The organism is uncultured Brachybacterium sp. (genome assembly GCF_947500705.1).
Classification (GTDB): Bacteria; Actinomycetota; Actinomycetes; order Actinomycetales; family Dermabacteraceae; genus Brachybacterium.
In genome coordinates, this window is the sequence record NZ_CANMSY010000002.1 from 417,145 (window position 1) to 437,041 (window position 19,897).

Annotated in this window: 21 protein-coding genes and 1 pseudogene; 9 read left to right on the forward strand and 13 right to left on the reverse strand. The window is 69.8% G+C overall.

Annotated elements, in window-relative coordinates:
* Window positions 1–36: 36 nt before the first annotated feature.
* The 4 genes from Q0937_RS05030 to Q0937_RS05045 form a co-directional block, all read right to left on the reverse strand.
* Window positions 37–1,071, reverse strand: a complete 1,035-nt coding sequence (locus Q0937_RS05030; protein ID WP_299300361.1) for a zinc-dependent alcohol dehydrogenase family protein — start codon at window positions 1,069–1,071, stop codon at window positions 37–39.
* Between the two features lie 66 nt (window positions 1,072–1,137).
* The gene (locus Q0937_RS05035) at window positions 1,138–2,148 is read right to left on the reverse strand and encodes a GNAT family N-acetyltransferase (RefSeq protein ID WP_299300363.1); all 1,011 of its coding nucleotides are present in this window, start codon (window positions 2,146–2,148) and stop codon (window positions 1,138–1,140) included.
* Window positions 2,149–2,180: 32 nt separating this feature from the next.
* Complete coding sequence (locus Q0937_RS05040; protein ID WP_299300365.1) at window positions 2,181–2,930, reverse strand: class I SAM-dependent methyltransferase; 750 nt, start codon at window positions 2,928–2,930, stop codon at window positions 2,181–2,183.
* Window positions 2,931–3,000: 70 nt separating this feature from the next.
* Window positions 3,001–4,953, reverse strand: a complete 1,953-nt coding sequence (locus Q0937_RS05045; protein ID WP_299300367.1) for a glycoside hydrolase family 2 protein — start codon at window positions 4,951–4,953, stop codon at window positions 3,001–3,003.
* A 358-nt stretch (window positions 4,954–5,311) separates the two neighbouring features.
* Between Q0937_RS05045 and Q0937_RS05050 the strand changes: the two genes are divergently transcribed.
* Window positions 5,312–6,889, forward strand: a complete 1,578-nt coding sequence (locus Q0937_RS05050) for a DEAD/DEAH box helicase (protein WP_299300369.1) — start codon at window positions 5,312–5,314, stop codon at window positions 6,887–6,889.
* Window positions 6,886–7,335: a rhodanese-like domain-containing protein gene (locus tag Q0937_RS05055; RefSeq protein ID WP_299300371.1), complete on the forward strand. Its 450-nt coding sequence runs from the start codon at window positions 6,886–6,888 to the stop codon at window positions 7,333–7,335. Before Q0937_RS05050 ends, Q0937_RS05055 begins: the two co-directional genes overlap by 4 nt.
* A gap of 91 nt (window positions 7,336–7,426) precedes the next feature.
* Here the strand turns inward: Q0937_RS05055 and Q0937_RS05060 are convergent.
* A pseudogene (locus Q0937_RS05060) lies at window positions 7,427–7,597 on the reverse strand (AMP-binding protein); the annotation flags it as partial.
* A gap of 151 nt (window positions 7,598–7,748) precedes the next feature.
* On the opposite strand from Q0937_RS05060, the gene Q0937_RS05065 reads away from it, so the two are divergent.
* The 4 genes from Q0937_RS05065 to Q0937_RS05080 all read left to right on the forward strand — a co-directional run bounded on the left by Q0937_RS05065 (window position 7,749) and on the right by Q0937_RS05080 (window position 9,766).
* Window positions 7,749–8,147 carry a helix-turn-helix transcriptional regulator gene (locus tag Q0937_RS05065; protein ID WP_299300373.1) on the forward strand — a complete coding sequence of 133 codons (399 nt, stop codon included), beginning with the start codon at window positions 7,749–7,751 and terminating at the stop codon, window positions 8,145–8,147.
* Window positions 8,144–9,160 carry a cation diffusion facilitator family transporter gene (locus Q0937_RS05070; RefSeq protein WP_299300375.1) on the forward strand — a complete coding sequence of 339 codons (1,017 nt, stop codon included), beginning with the start codon at window positions 8,144–8,146 and terminating at the stop codon, window positions 9,158–9,160. The genes Q0937_RS05065 and Q0937_RS05070 overlap by 4 nt, the downstream gene beginning before the upstream one ends.
* 66 nt (window positions 9,161–9,226) lie before the next feature.
* Window positions 9,227–9,403, forward strand: a complete 177-nt coding sequence (locus tag Q0937_RS05075) for a hypothetical protein (RefSeq protein WP_299300377.1) — start codon at window positions 9,227–9,229, stop codon at window positions 9,401–9,403.
* 36 nt (window positions 9,404–9,439) lie between these two features.
* Window positions 9,440–9,766 (forward strand): hypothetical protein, encoded by a 327-nt coding sequence (locus Q0937_RS05080; RefSeq protein WP_299300379.1) that lies wholly within the window; start codon window positions 9,440–9,442, stop codon window positions 9,764–9,766.
* An 8-nt stretch (window positions 9,767–9,774) separates the two neighbouring features.
* Here Q0937_RS05080 and Q0937_RS05085 read toward each other — a convergent pair whose 3' ends face one another.
* A complete protein-coding gene (locus Q0937_RS05085) occupies window positions 9,775–10,746 on the reverse strand; it encodes an MsnO8 family LLM class oxidoreductase (RefSeq protein WP_299300381.1) in 972 nt (323 codons plus the stop codon).
* Between the two features lie 106 nt (window positions 10,747–10,852).
* Between Q0937_RS05085 and Q0937_RS05090 the strand changes: the two genes are divergently transcribed.
* Together Q0937_RS05090 and Q0937_RS05095 are read left to right on the forward strand one after the other, a co-directional pair.
* On the forward strand, window positions 10,853–11,857 hold the full coding sequence (locus Q0937_RS05090) for an LLM class flavin-dependent oxidoreductase (protein ID WP_299300383.1): 1,005 nt from the start codon (window positions 10,853–10,855) through the stop codon (window positions 11,855–11,857).
* Between the two features lie 126 nt (window positions 11,858–11,983).
* Window positions 11,984–12,901, forward strand: coding sequence for a CPBP family intramembrane glutamic endopeptidase (locus Q0937_RS05095; protein ID WP_363323198.1), 918 nt, complete (start codon window positions 11,984–11,986; stop codon window positions 12,899–12,901).
* A 66-nt stretch (window positions 12,902–12,967) separates the two neighbouring features.
* Here the strand turns inward: Q0937_RS05095 and Q0937_RS05100 are convergent, their stop codons facing one another.
* The 6 genes from Q0937_RS05100 to Q0937_RS05125 form a co-directional block, all read right to left on the reverse strand.
* Window positions 12,968–13,471, reverse strand: a complete 504-nt coding sequence (locus Q0937_RS05100; protein WP_299300385.1) for a hypothetical protein — start codon at window positions 13,469–13,471, stop codon at window positions 12,968–12,970.
* Window positions 13,468–13,893, reverse strand: a complete 426-nt coding sequence (locus Q0937_RS05105; protein ID WP_299300387.1) for a hypothetical protein — start codon at window positions 13,891–13,893, stop codon at window positions 13,468–13,470. The genes Q0937_RS05100 and Q0937_RS05105 overlap by 4 nt, the downstream gene beginning before the upstream one ends.
* Before the next feature lie 38 nt (window positions 13,894–13,931).
* Complete coding sequence (locus Q0937_RS05110; protein ID WP_299300389.1) at window positions 13,932–15,071, reverse strand: WXG100 family type VII secretion target; 1,140 nt, start codon at window positions 15,069–15,071, stop codon at window positions 13,932–13,934.
* Window positions 15,072–15,254: 183 nt separating this feature from the next.
* The gene (gene groL, locus Q0937_RS05115) at window positions 15,255–16,895 is read right to left on the reverse strand and encodes a chaperonin GroEL (RefSeq protein ID WP_299300391.1); all 1,641 of its coding nucleotides are present in this window, start codon (window positions 16,893–16,895) and stop codon (window positions 15,255–15,257) included.
* 370 nt (window positions 16,896–17,265) lie between these two features.
* Window positions 17,266–17,871 (reverse strand): LytR C-terminal domain-containing protein, encoded by a 606-nt coding sequence (locus Q0937_RS05120; protein ID WP_299300393.1) that lies wholly within the window; start codon window positions 17,869–17,871, stop codon window positions 17,266–17,268.
* Between the two features lie 63 nt (window positions 17,872–17,934).
* Window positions 17,935–18,384, reverse strand: a complete 450-nt coding sequence (locus Q0937_RS05125; RefSeq protein ID WP_299300395.1) for a DUF3263 domain-containing protein — start codon at window positions 18,382–18,384, stop codon at window positions 17,935–17,937.
* A gap of 193 nt (window positions 18,385–18,577) precedes the next feature.
* Here Q0937_RS05125 and Q0937_RS05130 point away from each other — a divergent pair, with 193 nt between their 5' ends.
* The gene (locus Q0937_RS05130) at window positions 18,578–19,255 is read left to right on the forward strand and encodes a uracil-DNA glycosylase (protein WP_299300397.1); all 678 of its coding nucleotides are present in this window, start codon (window positions 18,578–18,580) and stop codon (window positions 19,253–19,255) included.
* Between the two features lie 32 nt (window positions 19,256–19,287).
* On the opposite strand, the gene Q0937_RS05135 is transcribed toward Q0937_RS05130, so the two are convergent.
* Window positions 19,288–19,866, reverse strand: coding sequence for a hypothetical protein (locus tag Q0937_RS05135; RefSeq protein ID WP_299300399.1), 579 nt, complete (start codon window positions 19,864–19,866; stop codon window positions 19,288–19,290).
* Between the last annotated feature and the right edge of the window lie 31 nt (window positions 19,867–19,897).

Sequence of the window (19,897 nt, forward strand, 5' to 3'; positions counted from 1 at the left end):
CCACAGGTCGCGGGGTGGATCGCTCAGCCTCAACGCTCAGACCCAGCGGGCCACGGTCATCCCGGCGCTGGTCGGCGGCTGGTCCATCGCGATCATCGCCGCGGGCAGCTGCTCGGCGTCGATCACGCGGCCGACGGTCCCTGCAAGGTCCAGACGTCCGCTCGCGATTTCGGCGAGGAGTTCGCCGTATTCGGCGACGGCGAGGCCGTGACTGCCGAGGATCTGCAGCTCCTGCGCGATAACGCGGCCAATCGGAAGGGAGGGATCGGCGTCCTCCCCGAGCAGCAGCCCCACCTGCACGTGCCGGCCGCGGGGGCGAAGCGACTCGATCCCGGCGCGGGCGGTCGTGGCGGAGCCGAGCGCGTCGAGGCTGACGTGGGCGCCCCCGCCGGTGACCTCCCGCACTTGGGCGGCGATGTCCGGGGAGGAGGGCAGGGCGGTCGCCCCGAGCGCCTCGGCGGCGGTGAGGGCGCGGGGCGAGACGTCGACCGCGATCACCTCGGCGCCGGCGGCGAGGGCGATCATCACGCAGGCCAGGCCCAGCCCGCCGCAGCCGAACACCGCCACCTGCTCCCCCGGCTGCACGGCGGCCTGGGCGCGCACGGCGTGGTGGGCGGTGCCCACGCGGCAGCCGAGCCCGGCGGCGAGGGTCATGTCGATCCCGTCGGGGAGGGCGACGAGGTTGTGATCGGCCTCGATCACCACCACCTGCTCGGCCCACGCGCCGGGCAGGTCGAAGCCGGGCTGGCGCTGCTCGGGGCATACCTGCGGGGTGCCGGCGAGGCACTGCGCGCAGCGGCCGCAGGCGAGGATGAAGGGTGCGGTCACCCGGTCCCCCACGGTGAAGCGCGTGACCTCGTCACCGACCTCGGCGACGACACCGGCGAACTCATGGCCCGGGATGTGCGGCAGCAGCACGGAGTCATCGTGACCCTGCCAGGCATGCCAGTCGCTGCGGCACACGCCGGTGGCGTGCACGGTGATCACCGCGCCGCGCGGCGGGCAGGCGAGGCTCGGCACCTCGACCAGCTCGGGCATCCCTCGGAAGGCCTCGAAGCGGACAGCTCTCATGGGATGCTCCTCAGAACGGGCGGCTCAGACCAGGCGGCTGAGACCAGACGGCTCAGACCAGACGGCTCAGACCAGACGGTCGGCGGGCTTCTCATAGGTGCCGTAGACGGCCTCGCGGGCGAAGCCGAGCGCGTCGTAGAGCCGGGTCGCGCCGGTGAGCGACTCGGCGTCGACCTCGAGCTCCGCGGTGGCGAATCCCGCCTCGGCCGCCGCGGCGAGGGTGCGGGCGATGACGGCGCGGGCGAGGCCCCTGCCACGGGCCCCGGGGCGGGTGCCCACCAGGGCGATGTGCAGCACGCCGGGCTTGTCCTCCGAGGTGATGACGTAGGCGAGCACGGTGCCGTCGGCGTCGAGCGCGATGCTCGAGAGCTCACGACGTGCGGTGTGGGAGGACCACCAGATGCTCCAGCGCTCCGGAGGGACCGGGGCCGAGCCCCAGTGGTCGGCGAAGGCATCGAGATGGGCGAGCCGGGTGGCCTCGGCATGATCGTCCTCGGGGGCGATCACCTGCACCTGCTCGCGTTCGAAGGGCGGCAGCATCTCCCCGGGCAGTTCGCGGACCATGACCAGCCAGCTGCGGGCCCGGCGGTAGCCGCGCTGCTCGAGCAGCGGGCGCACGTCGGCGCCGCCGGTGAGCGGGGCGTCCTCCCGGGCGTCCAGGTCCGGGTCGCGGCCGCCGGAGGCGCGGAAGATCGCGTCGGCCTCCGCGGGGTGGCGTGCGGCGGCGAGCTGGGTGGCGCGCTCTTCGGCCCAGTCGAACAGTTCGGCGCCCAGCCCCTGGCGACGCTGGGCGGGATCGACGCCGCCCATCAGCTGGCAGCGCACGCGACCGTCGCGATCCAGCGAGGTGTGGACGTCGACGGCGGTGAACCCGATCAGCTCCTCCCCCGTCCAGAGGGCGAGGGTGTCCTGGCTCAGGTCGAGTCCGGGCATCGTGAGCCATTCACGGATGCTGGGCTCCTCGGCCGGTTCGCCGAGCTCGTCGGCCACGTCGATGCGGTTCATCAGCGCGGTGAGCGCGGGGACATCATCGAGGGTGAGCGGGCTGCGGGTCATCACGGTGTCGGTGGAGGTCACCGGACAAGTGTAGAGAGGGAGTGCACAGGGCATCACGTCAGCCGGTAGACGCTGACGTGGCTGCAGGAGTCCGCGGTGAACTCGGAACGGTCCCAATCGGCCCAGCGTGATTCGAGGGTGAATCCGGCCAGCTGCGCCATCAGGTCGAGTTCCGAGGGCCAGATGTAGCGATGCGGCGTGCGACCGATCTGCGCCTCGCGCGCACCGTCCACCGCAGGATCGAAGCGCACGTGGTGGGAGACGAGCTGCTGCGCGAGGGTGTCGATCGTGTCCACGAGCAGGTACCCGGGCTCGGAGATCTCGACGGTGCCGCCGTGACCGGGGGTGAGCGAGCGCAGCTGCGGCACCCACAGCTCGATCACGAAGCACCCTCCCGGCGCAAGATGACGGGCGGCATTGCGGAAGCACTCGACCTGCTGCTCCTGGACGAGCAGGTTCGAGATCGAGTTGAAGACCAGATAGGCGAGGGAGAACCCCTCCCCCGCGCTGGCGGTGGTCATGTCCCCGCGGATCACGGGCAGGGCGCTCTCGTCGACCTTCTCGCGCAGCCGGGAGAGCATCGGGGCCGACAGCTCGATGCCGGTGACGTCGACGCCCGCCTCGTGCAGCGGGATCGCGACCCGGCCCGTGCCGATCGCGAGCTCGAGGGCGCGACCTCCCCCGGCGAGCTCGGCGAGGATCTCGACCGTCGGCCCCAGCACCTCCGGGGCGAACATGCCCTCACCGGGGGTGTCGTACCCGGCGGCAGCGTGGGCGTCCCACAGGCGTGACTGATCGACCATGTCCCCATCATCACGCCACGTCGACGGCACGGCCACCGAATATGCGGCAGCACAGGCCCCTGCGCCGGCCTCAGCCCTCCTGCTCGTAGGCGGCCCGCTGCTGCTGGATCTCGCGCAGCCGGGCGAGGTCGAGCTTGCGGCCGCGGTCGAAGTCGACCACCCCGTTCTTCTCCTGGAAGACGTCGGTCATCTGGGTGTAGCAGTAGCCGAACATGAGCGGATCCTCGAGCAGCACCCGGGTGAGGCCCTCGAACCGCGTATAGAGCTGCTCCTCGCTGCGCACCCGCTCGCCGTAGCCCCAGGATTCGGCGGCGTTGTTGCCGGCTCGTGAGGCTTCCTCGGCCCGACGGGCCTCGGCCTCGTTCCACCAGATCCCGCCGTACTCGGAGACGAAGTAGGGCTGGCCCGCGAAGGGCAGCGAGAAGGAGCCGTCGGCGAAGGGCATCTCGTCCGGGCCGAGCTCGAGGCGGTTGGCCCAGGGGGCGCCCTCGGCGAGGCCGGACTGCTCGACCCGGAAGCGGTCGACGTCCTGCTCGTAGGAGTGGGAGTCGAAGATGTCCGCGCCGCGCACACGGTGGGCGTAGCCCGAGGCGTCCAGCACCGGCCGCGAGGGATCCGCGAGCTTGGTCGCGTCGTACATCGCCTGGGTGACGTCGTCGAGCTGGGTGAGCCGGTCGTGGAGCACCTGGTGGGTCTCGTTCAACGGGCACCAGCCGATGATGCTGGGGTGGTTGACATCCCGCTCGACAGCCTCGATCCACTGGCCGATGAAGGTGGCGGTGGGCTGCTGGTTGTCGCCCATCGGGCCGTGCCCGGAGATGCCCCAGTCCCCGAACTCGCCCCAGACCAGGTAGCCGTGGAGGTCCGCCCAGAACAGCATCCGCTGCTCGAAGACCTTCTGGTGCAGACGCGCACCGTTGAACCCGGCCTCGAGCGCCAGGCGGATGTCGGTGGTCATCGCGGAATCGGTCGGGGAGGTCATGAAGGTCTCCTCCCAGTAGCCCTGATCGAGGACCAGTCGCTGGAACACCTTCTCGCCGTTGATCCGGAACTCGTGGCCGCGCAAGGTGGTCGCACGCAGGCCCGCATAGGAACGGACCTCGTCCAGCACGGTCCCCTCGGCGCTCAACAGGCGGACGGTGAGGGCGTAGAGCTCGGGGGCGCCCGGGCCCCAGATCCGCACCTGGTCCTCGGGGATCACGAGCTGCAGCTGCGGGGAGAGGTCGAGGTCGGCACGCACGTCGGCGCGGGCGATCTCCTCTCCGCCGGGCACGGAGACGACGACCTCGAGGCGGGTGCCGCGCGTGCTGCGGGCCAGCGGCGCGGTGATCGAGAACGCGCCTCCGGCGAGCGACGGGGTGATGCGCAGGGAGCGGATCTCGTCGACCGGGACCCCCTCGAGCCAGACGCTCTGCCAGATCCCGGTGGTGCGGTGGTAGCTGGCGTGGGTGGCGTGGTACCAGGTGGACTGCTTGCCGCGGGCCTGGGGGACGTCGTGGGGGTCCCGGGCGCGCAGAACGATCTCGACCTCGGTGCCAGGACCGACGCCGGGGACGCTCGAGAGATCGGCGGAGAAGGGTGTGAAGCCGCCGCGGTGGCGGGCCACCTCCGTTCCGTTCGCCCAGACCGTCGCGTCGTGATCCACCGCTTCGAAGCGAAGGATCGGGCGCAGGCCGTCCCAGTCGGCGGGGATGGTGACGGTCCGTCGGTACCAGACGGCGTTCAGGAAGTCGCGGTTCCCGATCCCGGAGGCCTCGGTCTCCGGGGCGAAGGGCACGGTGATCGTCTGCGCGAGCTCGCGCTCCAACAGGCCCCGCTCCCGGCCGGAGTCGCCCTGGTCGATCTCGAACTGCCAGGTGCCGTTCAGGCTCCGCCAGGTGGGGCGCTGCAGCTGGGGTCGCGGATGCTCGGGCCGGGGCACGTCGGCGGCCGACGGCGGGGCGTCCAAGATCGCGGCGAGCTCATCGGCACGGGTGAAGAGAGCGGAGAGCTGCGCAGGCAGTTCGGGGGTCTGGGCGGTCACGGGGACTCCTCGGCACGGGATCGACGCTGATCGGACCCCCTCATCCCATCGCATATGCACTCACATTGCAACGTGGGAAAGAACGGTGGAGGTTCAGCCGTCACGGTGGTATGTCACACCGACACGGCGCAGCATCGCCAGCACGGGCACCTGCGGCTAGTGTGGGTCGAAGTGCCGTTCTCCCGCCGCGGCACAGGTCCTGAGCGGATAGCCCCGATCCTGGTCGACGTCACCCCGTCACCCTGGTCTCGGCAGGCTCCGCCCCAGCGACACCGTCGGCGAAGGAGAGCTGCTCGCGAGCAGCGCCGCATGTCGACGCCCCGGGCAGGACTGCACCACACAGAACGGATCACCTTTCGTGACCACCCCTGATTTTGCACGCCTCGGCGTGCCCTCGATCCTCGTCCAGGCACTTGCGCCGCGAGGCATCACCGAGCCCACCCCGATCCAGGCCTCGACGCTGCCTGACTCGCTGGCCGGCCGGGACGTGCTGGGCCGGGGCCGCACCGGCTCGGGCAAGACCTACGCCTTCCTGCTGCCGCTGGTGGCCCGCCTGATCGCGGAGCCTCGCCGTCGCGTGTCGCGCCGCCCCCGCTCCCTGATCCTCGCGCCGACCCGCGAGCTCGCCTCGCAGCTCGCCGAGTCGCTGAAGCCGCTCGAGGTCGCCGCGGATCTGCGCAGCACCGTCGTCTTCGGCGGCGTGGGCCAGAACCCCCAGGTCAAGGCGCTCAACAATGGCGTCGACGTGCTCGTCGCCTGCCCCGGCCGCCTGCTGGACCTCATGAACCAGGGCCACGTGGACCTCGGCGCCGTCGAGATCACCGTGATCGACGAGGCCGATCACATGGCGGACATGGGCTTCCTGCCCATGGTGCGCAAGATCCTCGCGAAGACCCCCTCGAAGGGCCAGCGGATGCTGTTCTCCGCCACCCTCGATTCCGGGGTGAACAAGCTCGTCAAGGAGTTCCTCCACGAGCCCGTCACCCACTCCGCGGATCCCGCGACCAGCCCGGTGGGCACCATGGAGCACCATGTGCTCGAGGTCGCTGCGACGACGCGCTTCGATGTGCTGCGCGATCTCGCCGCCGCCCCCGGCCGCACCATCATGTTCACCCGCACCAAGTACGGCGCGAAGAACCTCGCCCGCAAGCTCAGCGCACGCGGCGTGGACGCGGTGGACCTGCACGGCAACCTCTCGCAGAACGCCCGCACCCGGAACCTCGAGGCCTTCGGCGACGGCACCGCGACGACGATGGTCTGCACCGACATCGCCGCCCGCGGCATCCACGTCGACGACGTGGCCCTCGTGGTCCACGCCGATCCGCCCGTCGAGCACAAGGCCTACCTGCACCGCTCGGGCCGCACCGCCCGCGCCGGCGAGTCCGGCACCGTGATCACCGTGCAGACCCCGGAGCAGAAGCGCGACGTGAGCGACCTGATGCGGAAGGCCGGCATCACCCCCACCTACCACTCCCAGGTGCAACCCACGAGCCCCGTGCTCACCTCGCTCGCCCCGGGCGAGCGGGTGGCCACCCATGAGCCCCGCCAGCCGGAGCCCGAGGTGGACCAGGCCCGCTTGAACGGTGAGCGTCGCGGACGCTCCGGCGGCCAGGGCCGCGGTGGCCAGGGCGGCGGCCGTGGCGGTCAGGGCGGCGGCCAGGGCGGCGGCGCCCGCCGCGGCGGTCAGGGCGAGGAGTCCCGCACCGAGGGCCAGGGCCGCGGCGGTCAGGGCCGACGCGGCCAGGGCGCCGGTGGTCAGGGACGTTCCGGTGGCCAGAGCGGTGGTCGCCGCGGCGGGCAGGGCGGCAACGCCTCCGGCGCGCGCCGACAGGGCCAGAGCGCTCCCTCCCGCTACTCCACGAGCTCCGACGGCGGGGGCACCGGCAACTCCGTCGGCGGCGGTCTCGCCTCCTTCTCCTCCGGTCGCAATCGGTGAGCAGCGACGCCCCGGCCGGCGGTCGACGTCGCGCCGGAGCATCTGCTCCGCACAGCATCGAGCAGGTGCTCGCCGCTGCCCGACAGGGCGTCCATCGCCTCGCTCCGGAGGACCTCCACGCCGCTCAGGCGCAGGGAGCCCACGTGCTCGACCTCCGTTCGGCGGCGACCCGGGAGTCCGAGGGGCACATCCCCGGCGCCACCGTCATCGAGCGGCTGGTGCTCGAATGGCGGCTGGATCCGAGCAGTGCACATCGGATGGCGGGCGGCCCGGAGCATGGCGATCTGGTCGTGATGGTCTGCAACGAAGGGTTCTACTCCTCGCTCGCGGCCCGCGACCTGCATGACCTCGGCTTCCACCGGGCCACGGATCTGATCGGCGGCTTCCGCGCGTACGCGGACGCAGGGCTGCCCACGGCCGCGGAGCCCACCCGCGAAGTGCTCTGAGTGCACTGAGTCCGGACGGAAGCATGCGGGGCCGGGTCCATCGAGGGCCCGGCCCCGCGTCGTCCCTCAGCTCAGTCAGAGTCACCAGGTGGGTGTCCTCACCGGGCCTGCTGCCGAACAGTCTGTGGCAGGTCAGAGCATTCATGAGCTGGTTCGAGTGGCTGAGCTCGACGCCCTTGGGCCGTCCGGTGGTGCCGGCGGTGTAGAGCACGACCGCGGTGTCGGTCTCCTGCGCCTGCACGGTCTCGAATGTCGTGGGCATCGCGGCCACCACCTCCGCAAGGGTCGGCGGAGCCGTCAGGAGCCTGCTCACACCGTACGCTTCGTTCCTTGCGCAACTGACGAATCCGGGAGATGCTTCCCCATGCCCGCGATGCGGGATGCCGACATGGGGAGCGAGGACAGGAGGGGCGATGGCACAGACCGGCAGCGATGACCTCACTGCAGACCCTGAGCCCAGCGAACCCCGACCCTGCGAACCCCAGCCCACCGAGCTCCAGCTCGCGGCGGCGGCGAACACCTTCGCCCTGCTGGCGAGCCCCTCGCGGCTGCACCTGGTGCATCTCATGAGCGGTGGCCAGTTCGATGTGGGCACTCTCGCCGGGAAGGCGGGGCTCAGCCTTCCCACCACCAGTCAGCATCTGAGCAAGCTGCGCCTGGCCGGGATCGTCTCCGTGCGTCGCGAGGGCCGCCACAGCTATTACACGGTGGAGGACCCCCACGTCCTGAACCTGGTCGAGCAGATCTTCGAGCACATCGCCCCCGACGGCACCCTCGCCCCCGATCCACCCCTGAAGGACTCCCTCGCATGACCTCTCCCGCTTCGACCTCCCCCGTCGCAGACAAGCGCGTGGACCTGCGCATATTCGCATGGCTCTCGATCGTCGCCGCAGTCATCACCATCACCTTGAAGACGGGCGCCTGGGTGATGACCGACTCCGTCGGCCTGCTCTCCGACGCGGCGGAGTCGACGGTGAACCTGGTCGCCGCCGTGGTGGCCCTCATCGCCCTGACGGTCGCCGCGCGCCCCGCGACCGAGCGCTTCCTCTACGGCCGGGCCAAGGCCGAGTACTTCTCCGCCGCCGTCGAGGGACTGATGATCTTCGTGGCCGCCGCGGTCATCATGGTCACCGCCGTCGAGCGCTTCATCAACCCGCGGCCGCTCGAGAACCTCGGCATCGGCCTGGTGATCGTCGTGATCGCCTCGCTGATCAACGGCGGGGTCTCGCTGGTGCTGCTGCGCGCCGGGAAGCAGCACAACTCGATCACCCTGCGGGCCGACGGCAAGCACCTGATGACCGATGTGGTCACCAGCGCCGGGATCCTCGTCGGGGTGGGCCTGGTCGCGCTGACCGGCTGGGAACGGCTGGACGCGCTGGTCGCCTTCGCCGTGGGAGTGAACATCATCGTCACCGGCATCGGACTGCTCGGCGAAGCGATCTCGGGCCTGCTGGACAAGGCGCTGCCGGAGGCGGACCACGAGATCATCACCGAGATCCTGCGCCGCCGCACCGACGGCACCATCACATTCCACGGCCTGCAGACGCGTGAGGCCGGGCAGCAGAAGTACATGAACGTCCACGTGCTGGTTCCCGATGAATGGACCGTCAAGCGCGGCCATGACTACATCGAGGGCCTCGAGGACGAGCTGTGCCGCTGCCTCCCTGATCTCACCGTGCTCACCCATCTCGAGCCGATCTCCGATCCGGCGTCCTATGCGGACATCCCCGAGCAGCACGTGCCGATCCATGGCGACGACCATGACTCGACCCGGCCGCCTTCAGGGGAGCCCGGAGGCCTTCTCCACCCAGACACGGCGACCTGAGCCCACCCCGACCCCGTCGAACCCGGCGTGCCGCACCGGAAACGATGTCAGGATGCGAGCGCGCTGATGATCTTCGTGCACGAGCTGGCGAACCTGGTCGGCGGGCTCGCTCTGGGACACGACTCGGTCCTGCACCCCTTCGGCGTGATCGATCTCGGCACGCCGCCGGAGGGCGAGCAGGTGGTGACGCTCCTCGCCGGCCCCGCCTTCAGCCTGGTCACCGGCGTGCTGATGCAGCTGTGAACTCCACTGCGGGCACGTGCCGATCTCCTGCACCTGGTGTGGCTGCGGTTCGCCTTCGTCTCGGTCCAGGAAGGGATCATGCACCTGTGCCTGAGGCCCTTCGGCGCAGGAGACGCCGGCCAGGCCGCGCAGCTGCTCGGACTGTCCCTCCTGCTGCAGCTTCTCGGACTCGCGATCGGCGTCGGCGGCATGTTCCTCCACGCCCGGGTCTTCGCGCCCCACATGGCACGTCACGCTGGGGCCGACCCTCGACTGCGCAATGCGATGACGCTGTTCCCGTGGCTGTACGGGATGATCGCCTCGGTGCTGCTGAGCATCCTGTCTCTCGCGATCAGCCCGGCCGAGCTGCCTGCCAGAAGATGAGCGGGCGCTCAGCCCGCCAGCAGCTGCGCCAGTTCCCTGTCCGAGGCGCTGAGCGCCTCCCGATCGTAGGTCGCGCCGGTGGCGAGCACCTCCTGTGAGCCCGTGCGCTCGATCAGCTCCTCGATCCGGCGGCGAACCGTCGCCGCCGTCCCGGCCACCGTCGCCGCAAGGCCCTTCTCCACCCGGCGGGCCTCCTTCTCGCTCATGCGCGTCTGCCGGATCCGCGCGACCGGTTCGAGCGCCTCGAACAGGCCGGTGGTGCGGGAGCGGGCCATCGCCCAGACCTCCGGCAGCGCGAGTTCGCGAGCCTCCTCGTCGGTGTCCGCGATCAGCGCGTCGACGGAGACGATGACCTGCGGCGCGCTGCCGCGATGCGGTCGGAAGCCGCGGCGGTAGGCGGCGAGGCGTTCCGGCAGCTCCGGGGAGTCCAGGAAGGGGCCGCCGAGCACCACCGGCAGTCCGAGCGCGGCGGCGGTGTCCACCCCGCTGCCGGTCGCGAGCACGAACACCGGCACCTCGCCGGCGTCGGCGGGCCGGGCGGTGAGCGGCGCGGCGCCCTCGAGATGGCCCCGCACCTCGGCGATCTCCCGGGCGAAGTCCTCCGGGCTCGTCTCGAGGCGGCCGAGGGCGTGCCGGACCGGCTCGGTGAATCCCAGCGACCGGCCGAGCCCGAGGTCGATCCGGCCCGGGTACAGCGCGGCCAGCATGCGGAACTGCTCGGCCACCACGAGCGGGCGATGGTTGGGGAGCATCACCCCACCGGAGCCCAGCCGGATCCGCTCGGTGCGGGCTCCGACTGCCGCCAGCAGCACCGCCGGGGCGCCGCTCGCGATCCCGGGCACCGCGTGATGCTCGGCGACCCAGAACCGTTCATAGCCCAGCTGTTCGACGTCGATCGCGCGCTGGACCGAATGCTCGAGAGCGGCGGCCTCGGGCTGCCCATAGCGGGTGCGGGAGCGGTCGAGCAGGGAGAGCCTCATGCCGGGGCCAACGCCCGAGGGCGGCGGATGCTTCCCTGTTCAGGGGTCGAGAAGCTCTCACCCCCGGCCCCGCCATTGCAGCGGCTCGCTCGATAGCCTGAACAGTATGAATGCTCCTCATGTGCCGCTGTCCATCCTCGATCTCGTCTCCATCTCCGACGGGATGACCACGCGCGAGGCGATCACCGCGTCGATGGACGGGGCGAAGGCTGCCGACCGGCTGGGCTACGAACGGCTCTGGTTCGCCGAGCACCACAACACCAACAGTCTGGCCTCCTCCGCCACCGCGCTGCTGATCGACCGGGCGGCGTCGATGACCGAGCGCATCCGCGTCGGCTCCGGCGGGATCATGCTCCCCAACCATTCCCCGCTGACCGTGATCGAGCAGTTCGGCACCCTGGTGCAGTTCCACGGCGACCGCATCGACCTGGGCCTGGGTCGAGCGCCGGGCACGGACCAGCTCACCGCTCAGCTGCTCGCACGCACCTCGGCGGAGCCCTCCGCCTTCATCGCCGCCGTCGAGCAGATGCGGGACTGGTCCCGCGAGGAGCCCACCGGCTCGCTGCCGATCACCGCGGATGTCGCCCGAGGGACCGAGGTGCCGATGTGGATCCTGGGCTCGACCGCCAACGGGGCCCGGCTGGCCGCCCAGCTGGGGATGCCCTTCTCCGTCGCCTCGCACTTCGCGCCCTTCCAGTACCTGCACGCGCTGGACGTCTATCGCGACAACTTCGACCCTGACGCCGCCTCGGCACAGATCGAGACGCCCCGCACCATGGTCGGCGTCAACCTGGTGATCGCCGACACCGACGAGGAGGCGGAGCGTCAGTTCACCACCCTCCAGCAGATGTTCCTGGGAGTCGTCACCGGTCAGCGCCAGAAGATCCAGCCGCCGCGACCCATCGAGGAGGTCGCCCCTGCCCAGCTCCTCTCCCAGGTCGACCAGACCCTGTCGATCAAGGCCGTCGGCTCCCCCACCACCGTGGTCCGGCAGCTCGAGGAGATCGTCGCCGCCACCGGGGCTGACGAACTCATCCTCACGGCCTACTACTACGATCCGGCGGACCGGCTGCACGCCCTCGAGCTGCTCGCGGAGGCCTGGGGCTTGTGAGACGACGTGAGGCGGTGCCATTGCAGGCACCGGAGACACCGCAGGCATGACGACGGGGCCACGGCGCGCACGCCGTGGCCCCGTCGCGAGCAGGATCACTCACTGGACATCCCGAGCAGGTCGGGGATGAACATCGAGATCTGCGGGACGAACATGATCGTGGTCCGTCGTGAGTTGCGTCCCACCGAGCATTCGACTGGCATGCTGGTGCCCATGGCGACGCCGCCCACCCCCACCGCTTCCGACACCGCACAGCACACCCCGACCACCTGGCTGCTGCCAGCCGTCGGGGTCTCAGCCTCCGCCTTCCTCCTCTTCGGTCTCCAGCTCGCCGGCTGGGGGCACGGCCTGCTCGTGCTCAGCCTGCTCAGCGCGTTCCTGATCTCTCGAGAGCTCGGGAAGGATCTCTCCCTGATCGGCCTCGGGATCGCGATCGTCTCGACCACCTCGGTGAAGGCGAACGTGGACTGGGATCGGTTCTTCACGATCGGGACCGTGCTGATCCTCGCCGTGACCATGCCGCTGCTGATGGATCGACTGGTGCTGCGACGCCGCGCGATCCGCTTCCCCTGGCTCTCCGGTGAGCGGTGGAATCGGTGGCAGTGGGGGTACATCATCGCCGTGCCCGTGCTGGGCTGGCTGATCCTGCCGTACTACTTCATCACCTCGGGAGCCTATGAGAACTGGCCTGCCATCACCGACGGCGGCGCACTGGCGCGCTTCTTCGTGGGCGTGAACTTCGTGGGCACCTGGGACGAGCTGTTCTTCATCTGCACCTGCTTCGCGCTGCTGCGCCGCCACTTCGGGCTCTGGACGGCGAACCTCCTGCAGGCGGTCATCTTCGTGTCCTTCCTGTGGGAGCTCGGCTATCAGGCCTGGGGACCGCTGCTCACCATCCCCTTCGCCCTGCTGCAGGGCTGGCTGTTCTCCCGCACCGGCTCACTGCTGTACGTGCTGATCGTGCACCTGCTCTTCGACGTGCTCGTCTTCCTCGCGATCGTCCACGCGCACAACCCCGGGGTGATCCCGATCTTCCTGGTCTGAGCCGGTCAAGGGCCGTGCGGGCCGGCCCGAGGCAGCCGTCATCCGGCGACGACAGGGAGCGGGTGCTCAGTCCTGGACCTCGACCAGATGCACCCGGACCGTTCGCGGGTCCTGATCGTCGATCAGCACCATGCGCTCGTAGGGCACCCCGCTCAGCGAGACGTCCTCGAGGAGCCAGGTGTCGGGGACATCGCCGATGTCGAAAGTCGCCTTGGCCTCGGTCGTCGTGACGTGGGCTCGGGCCGGCAGACCCTCGTCTCCGTAGCTCTGCCCCAGCCAGGGGTCGATCACCTCCGCCGGAGCGGTGAGAGCGACCTCGCATGCCCATTGTTCGAAGTCGCCCGCGGGCTGTCGCTCGATGAGCTGAGCGTCCACACCGTCCGGAGCCGGGGCGAACTCGGCCAGCTCAAGGGCCTCCGCAGCTGTCGCCGGGCCGACAGGTCCGTCATCCTCTTCTGCCGGCGGCTGAGTCCACCGTTCGATCGTGCACGAGGTGAGCAGGGCGGTGAGGCCGAGCGGCAGGACGGCAAGAACGGACCGTCGCTCCCATCGACTCGGACGCTTCCTCATGACCGCTGACCTCCGAGAGGTGCGTAGGTCGCGCTGACGCCGACGGTCACCCGTGCCGGATCCCCATCGTCGACCATGATGTACCTCTCTCTCGGGCTGCCCGCCTCCTTGGTGATTCCGAGCCGCCAGTCGGTAGGCAGGTCACCGATTCCGAGGACATCCTTCGCCGCGTCGAAGGTCACCCAGGCGCGGGGGATCTTCGCACCGTCCCCGAAAGACGCCTGGACCCACGTCCAGACCTCCGCACGAGGGAGCACGAAATCGAAGATCGCGACGGCCAGCCCGCTGGCTCGGGTACGCCGACGCACCACTGGCGGCTGTTGCAGGACGGGACGAGCAAGACCCACGCTGTCGATCAGCTCCTGCCAGCTCTCCCCGCTGAACACGTCGCGCACATCTTCCCCATCATCACGGTCGACCATCACTCCTCCTGCTCTGCCGTCGGTGTCCGGACCCGATGTCACGGTCCGGTCGAGGTGACGGAATCGGACTCGCCGACGATGTTATATTCCCGCGCCATCCCCGCCTTATGGAGGCTCCCCATCTGCTCGTCCGGGATGCTGACCACGTCCGGCATCCCGGGAACCCAATCCGGCACGTCGACTGTGACGCCCTTCCCTACATCCCAGTTGTACCGATCTCGCACATTGACGTTCGTGCTCATCTCATACGTCCATTCTCCCCCGGGGGTCCCCGGCGGATATGCGGTCACAGTGCCGTTGAGGTTGTAGTCGAAGGACCCCGTGGCGTAGAAGTACTTCTCGCTTACGCTCTTGTCCGCCTTGCCCCCGGTCCAATCGGTGTTGACGGGGAACGTGACCGGGCCGGTGGCTCCAGATGCCTGAGCCTGGTCGATGGCCTCCTGCCCGATCGCCTGCTGAGACTCGGACACGGCCGTCCCGAAGCTGGGAACGCTGGACATCATGTCGTCGACGTCGATGTCCTTGTCCTCGCCGGTGTTGTCGATGTAGTGCTGGAGGTTGTCCGATGCCGCACCGTTTCCGACCACGCGCCCTCCGAAGATGAGCTTCTCGATGAGGTCCATCGTCTCGCGGTCCTCATCCGTCGGCTCCTGCGTGTCCCATTCTCCGGAGCCCTCGTCCTTCGGAGACCACGCCGGCGGCTCAGGAGCATCTGCCGTCGTGCCGGGCACGCCTCGCCCCAGTCCGTGACCTTCGAAGGGTGCTGGCCCATTGACGGTGCCGTCAGGATTGAGAGGTGGCGATTCGTCGTCGCCGTCGCGACCGAAAAGATTCGTCGCTGCCGATCCCGGCACCAAGGGTCCGCTCCCGCCCCTCCGGACTCGATCGCCGCCAGGGCCCCATGCCTGTCGCTCCCCGCCCTCGGAGGCCGCATCCTGCTCCTCGGCATGGTCGAGGAGCTCCTGGGCTGAGGCACTCAGCCGGTCGATCGTGGGGTTCCACAGCTGCGTCACCGACATGGTGAATGAGTCTCGGAACTCGTCCGCATCGGCCCCCACCCATGCCGCCGTCTGCACAGCCGACATGATTTCCATGAGCAGTGCCGAGCACCGGCCCTCTGCCGCCTCCATGGCGTCAGCGTGGTTCCTCAGCCCCTCAGTGTCCGCTCCGCAGAACATGGCCCTCACTATCCCCTGTGGTCAGCGCCTCCCGGCAGCGCCGGTCGGTTCCTGAGAGTAGTGGAAGGGCGCAGGCTCGACGATGGGGAGAAGTCCCCGGCCCGACCGGGAAGGCAGCAGGCCCCGACCCTCCAGAGAGGATCGGGGCCTGCTGACGCTCAGGCGAGCGGCGTGATCAGAGGATCACATCATGCCGCCCATTCCGCCCATGCCGCCCATGTCGTCGCCGCCACCGCCGGCCGGTGCCTTGGGCTCCGGCTTGTCGGCCACGACGGCCTCGGTGGTCAGGAACAGGCCCGCGATGGACGCCGCGTTCTGCAGCGCGGAGCGGGTGACCTTGACCGGGTCGATGATGCCGGCGGCGATCAGATCCTCATACACACCGGTCGCGGCGTTCAGGCCCTGGCCGACGGGGAGGTGCTTGACCTTCTCCGCGACGACGCCGCCCTCGAGACCGGCGTTGACCGCGATCTGCTTGAGCGGGGCCTCGATCGCGACCTTGACGATGTTCGCGCCGGTGGCCTCGTCACCCTCGAGGGTGAGCTTGCTGAAGGTGTCGGCACCGGCCTGCAGCAGCGCGACGCCGCCACCGGCGACGACGCCCTCATCCACAGCAGCCTTGGCGTTGCGCACGGCATCCTCGATGCGGTGCTTGCGCTCCTTGAGCTCCACCTCGGTGGCGGCGCCGGCCTTGATGACGGCCACGCCGCCGGCCAGCTTCGCGAGGCGCTCCTGGAGCTTCTCGCGGTCGTAGTCCGAGTCGGAGTTCTCGATCTCGGTGCGGATCTGGGACACGCGACCGGCGATGCGCTCGGCGTCGCCGGAGCCCTCGACGATGGTGGTCTCGTCCTTGGTCACGACGACCTTGCGGGCCTGGCCGAGCAGCTCGAGCCCGGCGGTCTCCAGCTTCAGGCCGACCTCCTCGGAGATGACCTGGCCACCGGTGAGGATGGCCATGTCCTCGAGCATCGCCTTACGACGATCGCCGAAGCCCGGTGCCTTGACGGCGACGGACTTGAAGGAGCCGCGCAGCTTGTTGACCACGAGCACCGCGAGCGCCTCGCCGTCGACATCCTCGGCGAGGATCGCGAGCGGCTTGCCGGACTGGATGACCTTCTCCAGCAGCGGCAGCAGATCCTTGACGGAGGAGATCTTCGAGGAGATCAGCAGGATGTAGGGGTCCTCGAGGACCGTCTCCTGGCGATCGGCGTCGGTGACGAAGTAGGGCGAGATGAAGCCCTTGTCGAACCGCATGCCCTCGGTGAGCTCCAGCTCGAGGCCCATGGTGTTGGACTCCTCGACCGTGATCACGCCTTCCTTGCCGACCTTGTCCAGCGCCTCGGCGATGAGCTCGCCGATGGCCGGGTCAGCGGCGGAGATGGCGGCGGTGGAGGCGATCTGCTCCTTGGTCTCGATCTCGTGAGCCTGCGCGAGCAGGGTCTCCGAGACCGCGGCCACGGCCTTGTCGATGCCGCGCTTGAGCGCGATCGGGTTGGCGCCGGCGGCCACGTTGCGCAGCCCCTCCTTGACGAGGGCCTGTGCGAGGACCGTGGCGGTGGTGGTGCCGTCGCCGGCGATGTCGTCGGTCTTCTTGGCGACCTCCTTCACCAGCTCGGCGCCGATCTTCTCGTAGGGATCGTCGAGCTCGATCTCCTTGGCGATCGACACGCCGTCGTTGGTGATGGTGGGCGCGCCCCAGGACTTCTCGAGCACGACGTTGCGGCCCTTGGGGCCGAGGGTGACCTTGACGGCGTCGGCGAGCTGGTTCATTCCCCGCTCGAGGCCGCGTCGGGCCTCCTCGTCGTATGCGATGAGCTTGGCCATTGTGGAATCTCTCCCGTGTGGTGTGGTGTCCACCCGGCCCTGTGCCCGCGACGGACGAGAGCCGGCACCGTGTTCATGTCCCACGGCGCCGACCCCCTCACGGGGCCGGAATGTTTATGTCGACAACGCGGTGGACCGCCTGTCGATCGTGCCTCCGATGCGCGGGAGCTCGAGCGCGCGAGGCGCTGTCACTCTCGATCACCGAGTGCCAGATCATCATAAGCACTCAAGCGTGGAGAGTGCTAACTCTCTGCTCGTGGCGGACACATCGGTCGGGCCACCGTCGGAGGGGGATGAGGCGAGCGGCAGGCGCCGACCTCGTGGGTCGGCGCCTGCCGCTCATGCTCTCACCGGTCGAGGGCGAGCCCTGTCAGCCCTCGCCGTCGCCCTCGGCGCCACCGCCGGCGTCGCCGGGCTCGGCCACGGCGACCAGGGTGATCGGGGCGTCGTACTCGTCGCTCTGGCGGGCCTCACCGGCACCGGCCAGTTCGGCGAGCGCCTGAGCGGTGTCCGCGTCGGCCTCGTCGCGATAGAAGACCACCGGCTCCTGCTGGGCGTTGTCCGAGGTGGCGACGCTGATGTCCTCCCAGCCTTCACCCTCGAGCGTGTCGCGCCAGGTGCCGGCCAGGCCGTTGATGCCACCGGCGTTGACCACCAGCACCGGGGTGGAGAGGTCCGGCTCGGGGGCGGGCTCGGCCTCCTCCTCGGCCGTGGTCTCCTCGGCGCTCGGCTCTGCAGCTTCGCTCTCGGCCGCGGCGGACGTGGGGTCCTCCGCCCGGTCGTCACCGTTGCCGCCCATGCCCCCGATGAAGAAGAGCAGCACGATGAGCAGCACCGCGGCGGCGCCGATGATGATGATGTACAGCAGGTTCTCCCGCCAGAACGGGAGCTCGGCGCGGTGGGCGCCGTGGAAGGACACGGCGTCCGCCTCATCGTCGAAACGGTCCGGCGGGTACGGATACTGGGAATCAGCCACGGCCCCATTAAACCTGCTCCGCCCGCGCCGAGTGCGGAGCACACGCCCTGCGGGCGTCGTCGCTCACGCCACTCGGTGGATGCCGCCGGCTCCTGCAGCGCCGTCCTCGGACGTGCGCCGGCCCCGCAGCCGGTTGACCACAGACGGTGCGGCCCGCAGTGCTGCGGGCTCATCGAGAAGTGCATTCAGACGCACGTAGTACGCCACCTTCGACAGGCCGATCTGCTCACGGATCGCCCGTTCCTTCGCGCCGACGTACCGGAAGGTGCGGCCTTCGAGGGCGAGGATCCGTCGGTCCCGGTCGCTGAGCCCGCCCTGCGGGCCGGGCAGTGACGCATCGGACATCGCGACGGGAGTGTCGTGGCCCTGTTCGTCGTGGCCCTGTTCCGGCTCTTCTCCGTCGAGAAGCCGACGCTCCGCAGCTCCCGTGCCCTCTCCAGGCTCCGTGCTCTGCTCGGCCTCCGCGGCGAGAGACGCTGCGCGGGAGGATCGATGAGCAGGATCGGCGGGCATATCTCGAGGGTACGGGCCACGACGCACGAGTCCTGTCCGACGCGCCGCTGACCGGGCCGGGTGGGGGACGGCTCACGCCGGAGAACGCTGCAGGCGCCCGTGGGCGGTCCGGGGGAAGACGCGCCCGATGGAAGATTCTGCCCGCTAAATGGCACTGCCCGAGGGAAGACTCTGCCGATGGAAGACTGGGCGCGTGCTGACATCGCTCACCGAGAACATCGCTCCCGACTGGGCGGCGGCCCTTGCGCCCGTCGAACCTCGTCTGCAGGAGCTGGACGGTTTCCTGCGCTCCGAGGTGGAGGCGGGTCGCGACTACCTGCCGGCTCCTGATCGGGTGCTGCGTGCCTTCCGCCGTCCGCTGGAAGAGGTGCGGGTGCTGATCGTCGGCCAGGATCCCTACCCGACCCCCGGTCATCCGATCGGTCTCTCCTTCGCGGTGGAGCGGGACGTGCGCCCGCTGCCGAGGTCGCTGACGAACATCTACAAGGAGCTCGAGAGCGATCTGGGGATCCCGCGCGCGGCCCATGGCGATCTCACCGCCTGGCAGGACCAGGGTGTGCTGCTGCTGAACCGGGTGCTCACCGTGGCCCCCGGTGCGGCGGCCTCGCACCGTCGGCGCGGTTGGGAGGAGGTCACCGAGCAGGCGCTGCACGCGCTGGTGGCCCGCGGCGGACCGCTGGTGGCGATCCTGTGGGGTCGCGATGCCCAGTCATTGATCCCCCTGCTGGGCGAGGTCCCCCACCTCGCCGGCCCGCACCCCAGCCCGCTGTCGGCCTCCCGCGGGTTCTTCGGCTCTCGGCCGTTCTCCCGCGCGAACACCCTGCTCGAGCAGCAGGGAGCGGCACCGATCGACTGGCGCGTCGAGGTCTGATCCCTCCGGCGCAGCCCGGACTCGGGCCGGGTTCAGCCCTCGACCCAGACCCAGCTGTCCAGGATGCCCTGGATCTCCGGGGACAGCTCTGTCGCCCCATGGGTCTCCACCACGATCTGGACCACCTCGCCGGCCACGTCCGCGCAGTACATCTCCCCCACGACGTCCTGCCCGTCATGGGTGCCCAGGGTGCGATGGGCCGCGAGCTCCTTGCCGTCGAGCGTGATCGGGTCGATCTCCTCGGGATCTTCGGACTCGTCCCAGGCGAAACCGGTCCAGGTGGCCTGGGTGCGACAGGTCATCACCGCGTGCAGGTCGGAGTCGAACATGTACACCACGACGCTGTTCTCGGCGAGGTTAAAGAGGTCATCGGGGGCGATGTCCTCGTCGGCGACCTCCGCCACTCCGTCGGTCTCCGCCGCCTCCGCGCTCTCGTGCAGGTCGAACCAGGTCGCCGGATAGGAGAAGCTGAAGAACTCGTGCTCGACGGTGACCAGCTCGGGCCCGTCCGCAGTCGCCGTCGGCCCCGCCTGCGTCCCTCGATCCCGGCTCACGAGGTAGACCACCCCGCCGGTCACGGCGAGGAAGACGAGCACGAGCAGAATCAGCACGCAGCCCAGCGCGATCCAGAAGCCTGTGCGT

Coding starts and splice junctions, on each gene's coding strand:
- Q0937_RS05030 (WP_299300361.1), bottom strand. CDS start 1,071: ATGAGAGCTGTCCGCTTCGAGGCCTTCCGAGGGATGCCCGAGCTGGTC.
- Q0937_RS05040 (WP_299300365.1), bottom strand. CDS start 2,930: ATGGTCGATCAGTCACGCCTGTGGGACGCCCACGCTGCCGCCGGGTAC.
- Q0937_RS05065 (WP_299300373.1), top strand. CDS start 7,749: ATGGCACAGACCGGCAGCGATGACCTCACTGCAGACCCTGAGCCCAGC.
- Q0937_RS05070 (WP_299300375.1), top strand. CDS start 8,144: ATGACCTCTCCCGCTTCGACCTCCCCCGTCGCAGACAAGCGCGTGGAC.
- Q0937_RS05075 (WP_299300377.1), top strand. CDS start 9,227: ATGATCTTCGTGCACGAGCTGGCGAACCTGGTCGGCGGGCTCGCTCTG.
- Q0937_RS05085 (WP_299300381.1), bottom strand. CDS start 10,746: ATGAGGCTCTCCCTGCTCGACCGCTCCCGCACCCGCTATGGGCAGCCC.
- Q0937_RS05090 (WP_299300383.1), top strand. CDS start 10,853: ATGAATGCTCCTCATGTGCCGCTGTCCATCCTCGATCTCGTCTCCATC.
- Q0937_RS05095 (WP_363323198.1), top strand. CDS start 11,984: ATGAACATCGAGATCTGCGGGACGAACATGATCGTGGTCCGTCGTGAG.
- Q0937_RS05100 (WP_299300385.1), bottom strand. CDS start 13,471: ATGAGGAAGCGTCCGAGTCGATGGGAGCGACGGTCCGTTCTTGCCGTC.
- Q0937_RS05105 (WP_299300387.1), bottom strand. CDS start 13,893: ATGGTCGACCGTGATGATGGGGAAGATGTGCGCGACGTGTTCAGCGGG.
- Q0937_RS05110 (WP_299300389.1), bottom strand. CDS start 15,071: ATGTTCTGCGGAGCGGACACTGAGGGGCTGAGGAACCACGCTGACGCC.
- groL (WP_299300391.1), bottom strand. CDS start 16,895: ATGGCCAAGCTCATCGCATACGACGAGGAGGCCCGACGCGGCCTCGAG.
- Q0937_RS05125 (WP_299300395.1), bottom strand. CDS start 18,384: ATGCCCGCCGATCCTGCTCATCGATCCTCCCGCGCAGCGTCTCTCGCC.